General features: G+C 43.0%; 4 protein-coding genes and 4 pseudogenes. 5 read left to right on the forward strand and 3 right to left on the reverse strand.

What is annotated here, in order from left to right; genetic code table 11:
* From C7B70_RS24895 to C7B70_RS24920, 5 genes and pseudogenes are all read left to right on the forward strand, one after another.
* Positions 1 to 255: pseudogene (locus C7B70_RS24895) on the forward strand (IS701 family transposase); the annotation flags it as partial.
* A gap of 256 nt (positions 256 to 511) precedes the next feature.
* Positions 512 to 934 (forward strand): annotated as a pseudogene (locus C7B70_RS24905) (transposase); the annotation flags it as partial.
* A gap of 72 nt (positions 935 to 1006) precedes the next feature.
* The gene (locus C7B70_RS24910) at positions 1007 to 1294 is read left to right on the forward strand and encodes a hypothetical protein (RefSeq protein ID WP_106371573.1); all 288 of its coding nucleotides are present in this window, start codon (positions 1007 to 1009) and stop codon (positions 1292 to 1294) included.
* A gap of 485 nt (positions 1295 to 1779) precedes the next feature.
* Positions 1780 to 2712, forward strand: a complete 933-nt coding sequence (locus C7B70_RS24915; protein ID WP_106371574.1) for a hypothetical protein — start codon at positions 1780 to 1782, stop codon at positions 2710 to 2712.
* A 44-nt stretch (positions 2713 to 2756) separates the two neighbouring features.
* Entirely contained in the window at positions 2757 to 3131 is a 375-nt protein-coding gene (locus tag C7B70_RS24920; protein ID WP_106371575.1) for an SGNH/GDSL hydrolase family protein, read from the forward strand.
* 151 nt (positions 3132 to 3282) lie between these two features.
* Here C7B70_RS24920 and C7B70_RS24925 read toward each other — a convergent pair whose 3' ends face one another.
* The 3 genes and pseudogenes from C7B70_RS24925 to C7B70_RS24935 all read right to left on the reverse strand — a co-directional run bounded on the left by C7B70_RS24925 (position 3283) and on the right by C7B70_RS24935 (position 5157).
* Positions 3283 to 3504, reverse strand: coding sequence for a hypothetical protein (locus C7B70_RS24925; protein ID WP_199192556.1), 222 nt, complete (start codon positions 3502 to 3504; stop codon positions 3283 to 3285).
* A 29-nt stretch (positions 3505 to 3533) separates the two neighbouring features.
* Positions 3534 to 3829: pseudogene (locus C7B70_RS24930) on the reverse strand (transposase); the annotation flags it as partial.
* A gap of 17 nt (positions 3830 to 3846) precedes the next feature.
* Positions 3847 to 5157, reverse strand: a pseudogene (locus C7B70_RS24935) (IS701 family transposase).
* Positions 5158 to 5305: the final 148 nt, after the last annotated feature.

A 5305-nucleotide genomic window follows, 5' to 3' on the forward strand; every position in this document is an offset into this window, starting at 1 on the left:
CTAAAGCAATCTGCTCAAATTGAAACTGAGAGTCAAAAAAGTAATATGATAGATTTTTCTAACCATCAACAATGGAACCATGCAAGCGGATGGAAAAATGTTCTAAATAATCTGCGATTAGTTGTCCAACCACTCTTATTATTTTGGTTATTTTCTCCTTGGTTAGATATTTTCCCCAACTCCAACTTATTGCTTGGATTTAATTACCTAATTAGCAGAATGAATCAATTCAAACCCTTTTATTCTTCTGGATGAAAGACTTTATTTACTATTTGTTGATTTCGGAAACTGACAAAAGAGCTATACAGCTTAAAATCTCAGCAAAATCAGGCAGAAAGAACAATATTTCGGGAGAAGCTAAAGACTTATTTGAAAGCTGGAGTTGTAGCACCAGAGTTTTTTCAAGTATGGTTTTGGGACGAGACTGGTTTCAGTTTAAGGGTAATACGACGGAAGTGCTGGACACTTCGAGGAAAGAGACAAAAAGTGACAGGTAAACGCACGCCGAGGGCAAATAAACGTGATGGGTGGACTGCGTTATCATGACAGAAAAAGTCTAAGCTTTTTTGTGGATAAAGGTGATGGCGAGAGTTTTTTTGAGTCTTTGGAAAAGCTGAACAAGTTTATTAAAGCTGAATGGACCCGTCAAGGAAATAAAGACGAGCTTTATGAACGGATAGGTCCGAGAGTTTTAGTTATTTTAGATAACGCCAGCTATCACAAGCGTCAAGATACTATGGAGAAAGTAGAGCAATTATTACCGAATATACAGCTTTGTTTCTTACCAGCTTACAGTCCAGACTTCAATTTAATCGAATTAGTATGGCATTCCTGTAAAGCTCGCTGGGGGGAGTATCCCCCCAGCAGACTTTACGTAAAGAGTTTATTGCCCATCGGTTATTTGAAGGAGTCAACCAACTTCAAGAAATCCTAGGGAGATTGCTTAATGAGGGAGAGTTAGTAATTAACTGGCACAGAAGCATCCAGAACAAAGGTAACAAGGTTATTGCAAATTAAATGTCTATTAGCTTACTACGATGACGGTCAGAAGACCACTGCCGGTACGAATGACTATGCGCTAATTACTGACTTCAACACTAGCCAAGATATTATCGAGCTGAAAGGGACAGCAGCGGACTACACTTTGGGTTTTTCTCCCAGCAATTCATTAGCAGGGACAGCGCTGTTTCTGAACCAGCCTGCCTGTGAGGTTGACGAACTGATTGCGATTGTTCAAGGGGATGCGGATTTGAGTCTTAGCGCTAACTACTTCACTTTTGCTAGTTTCGGCTAGCAACCGCAGGTAAAGGCAAACATAGCTAAGTTACCAGACTCTAATTAGAGCTGAACCTCTCATTTGATGAGGCTTTCAGCCTCTATTTGAACCAATGAAAGTTCAAAACAAGCTTTCATCGGTTCAAATAGAGCAGCATTCACTATGCTCATGAAACCTTCTCAGTTTTTGTCGGCTGTTACCCGCATAACATAGTTGTGGTGAGCGTAGTCGCGTCTACAACAGTAAAAATACTGAACTTTGCGCTTTTATTGAAGCAGATAATTCAGTAACTTTACTGTATTTAATCGATTCATAATTAGAGAAGATGCTAAATCGAAGTGAAAAGGAATTTGTTTACAAAACTCTACTTGACTACATCCGATAAAACCTTGCCAAAAGAAAATGAGCGCCTAGTACACATGAGGGTTTTGGTTGCAACACGTAAGTCATATTAGTAATGCTTTAACTTCTCTCCACTTTTCTTAACCCAAAAGGTAGTTGTAATGAAAAATAAAAACTTTCCTTCTAATGCGTGGCTACGAGCTTTTGTTCATCCCAATCTACTTCCATGCCTGGATATCAAAGGATTGCTTGTGGCTAGCCTCATCTTTAGTTTTGGCATGAAAGCGCAAGCCGCTACTCCAATCATGGAATACAAGTTCAACTCTACCGGCACAACAGCTAAGAGTTCTTGTCCAAACTACTCGCTGTCTCTGAGCAATGCTGCGGGAGCAGCTACTGACCTGCATTCGTCTGCTGGTGCGGGCGTATCCGGTCTTGACGGGGACCGCGCCTTCGATAATACCGCTTCTCGTTATATGGGTCGGGGGGATGGCTCGCCCAATGCTGGTGGCATCGCTAACCAAAGCGACCTGGATGGAATTGACAAACTTGCCTCATTTACGCTGCAAGGCTGGTTCAAAACAGTACCGGGTCAAACGGTGGGAAATTTCGCTAGATTGTTTGACAATCATAATGACAGTATTTCCCCGCAAGGCGGATTTGAGCTTTACGGTGGTCGCAATGTCAATGGTCCAGTTGATCCTGGCAAACTCACTTTGCTGCTTGATGGCAGTGAATTATCCACGACAACTGCGTCTTACCAAGAGCAGAATACTTGGGTGTTTTTTGCGGTTAGCTACGATGGAACGCTCACGAGCAATAACGTTAAGTTCTACAAAGGCACGAGAACTTCGCCAGCGATCCTGATTGACAGTTTAACCTTGAACAAGGGGACAGTTAATAGTGAACCGACCGGACTTGGTATAGGCAACAGAGACCGCCGCCCCAGCATTCCGAATCAGGTCAGAGATCGTCCGTTTGATGGTTTCTTGGACAATATGCGTATTTTTGGCGCGCCCACGGGCAAAGGAGGTGTTTTGAGCCTATCTGAATTGGAGGCGCTGCGTGCGCGAGATGTTTCCAATCTCCCGTAACTAAGATTGATTGGCTAGATGCCTTCCCATGCTGCTGTCCTCTTATGCTTAGCTTGGATCCAGATGTTTCTAATGCATTAACTCAGTTGAGCCAAGCACATAACTTCAGTTTAGCCACAACCCTTAACAATTTGAGCCAGACCTACGAAGGAATCAACTTAATACCTTTGGCAACTGATTCTTTATTTCGGGCAGCCATCACTAACCCAGCAGAATTTGGTTTGACAAATGTGACTGAACCCTGCTTAGATCCGGTCACCGCAATCACTTGTACAAACCCAGATGAGTATTTGTTCGGCGACAGTATTCATCCAACAGCTGTTGCTCACGCACGATTGGGAGAATTTGCCTCGTCAACGCTCTTGGCTGAACCTGTCCCCGAACCTTCTTCTGAGTTAGGCGTATTAGCAGTGGGGTGATGGGTATAGTTTCTTTATTGAGGTGCAAATGGCACAAAGAAATAGAGACATGGCAGTAGCAAGATTGGGAACTATCAAAAAGTGGACTATCTTCATCAACCGAACCAGAGGAGTAGTTGTGTAGTCCAAACTTCCTAAACATAAACATAAGTTACTGCGCTTCATGCCAAGCTGCTGCTAGTTGGTGCATCTGCTGTAATTGTTCTGGTGGTATACGTTCTAGATTCCGCAAAATTAACGACATCTGATGATTGTTCTTGAGCTTGTCATAATGACGTGCCAGGAAGTCCCAATAAAAGAAGTTGAAGGGACAAGCCTTATCTCCAGGGCGACTGCGCGGGTTATAGATACAGTGCTTGCAATAATCACTCATGTTGTTGATATAGTTAAGCTGATAGATATCTAACTTGCAATAGCTTTATTACCTTTATTCTGCATACTTCTGTTCCAGTTAATTACTAGCTCTCCTCGATTGAGCAATCTATCTAGGATTTCTTGAAGTTGATTGACTCCTTCAAATAATCGATGGGCAATGAACTCTTTACGTAAAGTCTGCTGGGGGGAGTATCCCCCCAGCGAGCTTTACAGGAATGCCATACTAATTCAATTAAATTAAAATCTGGGCTATAAGCTGGCAAAAAACAAAGCTGTATGTTCGGTAGTGATTGCTCTATTTTCTTTAAGATATCTTGACGCTTACCCCTCTTTTATCACTTTAGGCAGAAGAAAATATGAATTGGAAGTTGAGTTGATGCACGACGGGACACACAAACCGATTCATCTTACTTACGAGTCGCTCAAAGCCAAACTGCAATGGAGTAATAGGAAACACCTTTAACCATCGCTTCAGCCAGTTGAAACAAATTAACGGTTGGATAATTAAACGCAAATTATTGAGCAGAGGTTTCCAACCGCTCTGATTGTTCCACCAGGGATGTCGAACAAAGTGTTGATGAGCTAAAGGACATGAATCATTAAAGGTCTCAGCGAATAAACTAACCATTAAGAAAGCACTCATCACCATTTCCCACCACTTCTCAATCTAGTCATAGTGGGTCATGCGGAAATCTGCCCAGCCTAAAGCATCTTTGGACTGCTTGAGTCCGTATTCAATCCAAGTTCTAAATCCATAGCTGTCGCCAATCTCGCTTAGTTTCACCCTAGGTGCAGCGACCATGACAAACGAAGTTGAATTGTCTGGTAAGGTTTTGGGGTCAGTGGTCAAGAGCCAATACTGCTGGCGATGGCGTTGACCATAAATCACCGAGCGCCATGTAGCGGATTTCGGTGGTGCCATTGCTAAAGGTGCGTTCAAATTTCTGCCACGGTTGTTGAACCACTTCCTTGTCCTGGGGTAGCCACAGGGCATGGTTGCTACGAATTGCTAAGATGTAAGGCAGTTTCAACTCATCCAGGACATTGACGCGCGTTGAGCTTACTCTCACCGTAGAGGCTATCGGCTAATACCAGTTCAAACTTAAATCCCATCGCTTGCAGTTGCCGAATCATCGTCGCGGCTATTTGCGGCTTGCTGTAATACTCATCTCCTGCTTTAAGTCGTTCTCGCGGTTTGTACACCTCAAAACAAAGCGGTAGAATCATGCCTGCAACTAATCCATAGGCAGTGACTGCGACTATGCCATTTTCCTTTTTGCCTACATTCCCAATGTATTGTCGTTTGACATAATCGGTACTTCGCCCTTTCTTGCAATCTCCAGTTTCATCTATTAGCAGAATCATTGCTCTTCCATTCAATACTTTGAGCATTAACCCTAGGCGGTGTTCGCGCAACTGTTGGGCTGTCCAAGGAGATTCGGTTAAAAAGTGATGCAAGTTTTGATGATTATCTAGCCCAACAGCTTTAGCTATAGCAGGCAGTGATTTACGTTTGATCTCACTTATCATCCCCAGATGCAATAGCTTGAAGGCTTCGCGCGCTCCTTACCTCTGGGAACAGTCCCCTAAACAGTTGGCAATACTCATCTACAAATCGGATTGTCGGTCGAGCTTCTCTTGCAACTGACATACTCACTTTCATACAGTAGTATCTACTTCTATTCTACATACTTTCTGCCTAAAGTGATAAAAGAGGGGTAACCCTCATTTGTCACTCTGGGTAAGCACAAAATAAACCAAGACTTGAACAAGCTTGTAATGTAAGGCTTTCAAGCTTA

It is taken from the genome of Chlorogloea sp. CCALA 695 (genome assembly GCF_003003885.1).
In the GTDB taxonomy this organism is placed as follows: domain Bacteria; phylum Cyanobacteriota; class Cyanobacteriia; order Cyanobacteriales; family Chroococcidiopsidaceae; genus Aliterella.

Coding starts and splice junctions, on each gene's coding strand:
- C7B70_RS24915 (WP_106371574.1), top strand. CDS start 1,780: ATGAAAAATAAAAACTTTCCTTCTAATGCGTGGCTACGAGCTTTTGTT.
- C7B70_RS24920 (WP_106371575.1), top strand. CDS start 2,757: ATGCTTAGCTTGGATCCAGATGTTTCTAATGCATTAACTCAGTTGAGC.
- C7B70_RS24925 (WP_199192556.1), bottom strand. CDS start 3,504: ATGAGTGATTATTGCAAGCACTGTATCTATAACCCGCGCAGTCGCCCT.